The organism is Pseudomonadota bacterium, from assembly GCA_010028905.1.
In the GTDB taxonomy this organism is placed as follows: Bacteria; Vulcanimicrobiota; Xenobia; order RGZZ01; family RGZZ01; genus RGZZ01.
This window is the reverse complement of the sequence record RGZZ01000671.1, coordinates 1-2,168: the sequence shown is the minus strand read 5'-3', so window position 1 is coordinate 2,168 and position 2,168 is coordinate 1. Positions and strand designations below refer to the sequence as shown.

The 2,168-nt window shown below is 66.7% G+C and carries 1 protein-coding gene; it reads right to left on the bottom strand.

Annotation, left to right across the window (positions count from 1 at the left end):
* A partial coding sequence (locus EB084_24155) for an amino acid adenylation domain-containing protein (GenBank protein NDD31356.1) occupies positions 1-2,168 on the bottom strand: 2,168 nt, incomplete at both ends.

Below are 2,168 nucleotides of genomic sequence, written 5' to 3'. Positions count from 1 at the left end.
CCGACGTGGTCGCTCACGAGGTGGTGGTACTGCAGCAGCACAGTCTGGGGGCCATCTAATGTGCCCGCCGCGGTGATGTGCATGAGGGGCGCGCGCTCGATGTCCATCCAAGCGGGGGCATTCTCCTCGACGAGCGCTCTCGCGGCCAGGTCTTCGCTGCTGCTCCCTGGGATGGTGATGAACCTCTGGTGGATGCAAGCCTGTCGGAACACGACCTGTACGGGGTGGATCAGGTCTGCGTCGTAGAAGGCCGTGCGCCAGATGTCGTGGCGGTCGACGATGCTCTGCAGGCTGTGGATCCAGGCATCGAGGTAGGCTCGGCTTTCGGCGCGGAGCCAGACCTGCAGAATATACGGGTCGCGGGTCGGATCGCTGCGATGGATGAAGAGGATGCCTTCTTGAAGAGGCGCGAGATGGTAGATGTCCTGTACGTTGGCCGCGCCGCCGGGGACGAGGGCGACGATGGCATCGATCTCAGCCTGGGTGAGGTCTGCGAGCGGGACCTGCTCGGGGGTGATTCGCATCGCGCCTGCGGGGACGGTGGTCTCCGGAAGCGCCACCTCGGCTTGATCACTCACGGTGGAGCCGCGCAGAACGTGGGCGAGATCGAGGAGCCGCGGATGCTCGAAGACGAGTCGCACCGGCACGTCTATGCCCAGTTCCTTGCGTAGCCGTGCGGTGAATCGGGTGGCGAGCAGCGAGTGCCCCCCGAGGGCGAAGAAATCGGCCTCGAGGCCGAACCTCGGCGCGTTCGTGGATGCTGCCCCACCGCTGAGAACCTCTCGGGCCTGCAGCAGCACCATCTGTCCGACAAGGTCGTCGGGCGCGGGCACGATCTGCTCGGTTCGCGACGAAGAGAGCTCCGGCAACGGCAGCGCCTTGCGGTCGAGCTTTCCGTTCGAAGTCAGGGGCAGCGCCTCGAGGGTGACGATGGCGGCAGGGAGCATGTACGCGGGCAGGGTGCGCGCGATGTGCGCCTTGATCGCATCAGGCGTGGCCGTTCCCACCACCCAGGCCACGAGGCGCTTGTTGCTGGTGTCGGCCGGGTCGTCGACGGCGAGCACCACGGCCTGGCTGACACCTGCGCATGCGAGAACCGCGGCCTCGATCTCGCCAATCTCGATGCGGAAGCCGCGCAGCTTGACCTGGTCGTCTACGCGGCCCAGGAACTCGATGAGGTAGGGAGGCTGGCCGTCACCTGTCTGCGGGTTCTCGATCCAGCGGCAGCGGTCGCCGGTGCGGTACATGCGTGTGCCGCCCGCATCTCCAGCCGACGAGGCCCCCGTTGGGTCTGGGGTGAAGGGGTCTGCGATGAAGCGGTCGGCGGTGAGTCCGGGACGGTCGACATAGCCCCGTGCCACACCTTGGCCACCGGTATAGAGCTCGCCCGGGATTCCCACGGGACACGGGGTGAGATGCTCGTCGAGGATGTACACCGTGGTGGCGTGGATGGGCGTGCCGATGGGCACGGTGTGCCCGATGGCTCTGCCCTCACGCATGGGGTGACAGGTGGTGAAGGTGGTGTTCTCGGTGGGCCCATAGCCGTTCACGAGGGTACCGCCGGTCAGCGCCGCCAAGGCGCGCGTGACGTGTTCTCGTGAGAGGGCATCGCCGCCGGCGAGCAGGGTCTGCAGGTCGTTGAGGGCGTGGGGGCGTTCGTCGACCACGAGGTGGAACAGACCTGCTGTGAGCCAGAGCGACGTGACCTGCTGGCGCTGCAGGGTGCTCTCGAGTACGTCGAGCGAGGGACGCGGCTCGGTCTCGATGACGAGTCGTCCCCCGTTGAGCAGCGGGGCCCAGATCTCGAGGGTCGAGGCGTCGAATGCAGCAGGGGCGAGAAGAAGCCAGGTGGTGTCTGGCGTCACGGGGGTGAAGGTGCTTCCCCTCACCAGTCGGGTGATGTTGCCGTGGGTTACGGCGACGCCTTTGGGTGTGCCGGTGGATCCAGACGTGTACATGATGTAGGCGAGGTCGTCGCGCGCCCAGGTCTTCTTGGGGGCGACCTCAGCGCCTTTGTGCGTGGCGTGCTTCAAGGCGCATGCGGATTCGTTGTTGAGCGCCTCGACGCTCACAGCAGGGCAGGGCCAGGTCGCGTTGCGTGACGGTGTGTCTTCGGTGATGATGAGGGCGAGACGGGCGTCTTCGGCCATGGCGCGCAGACGGGCGTG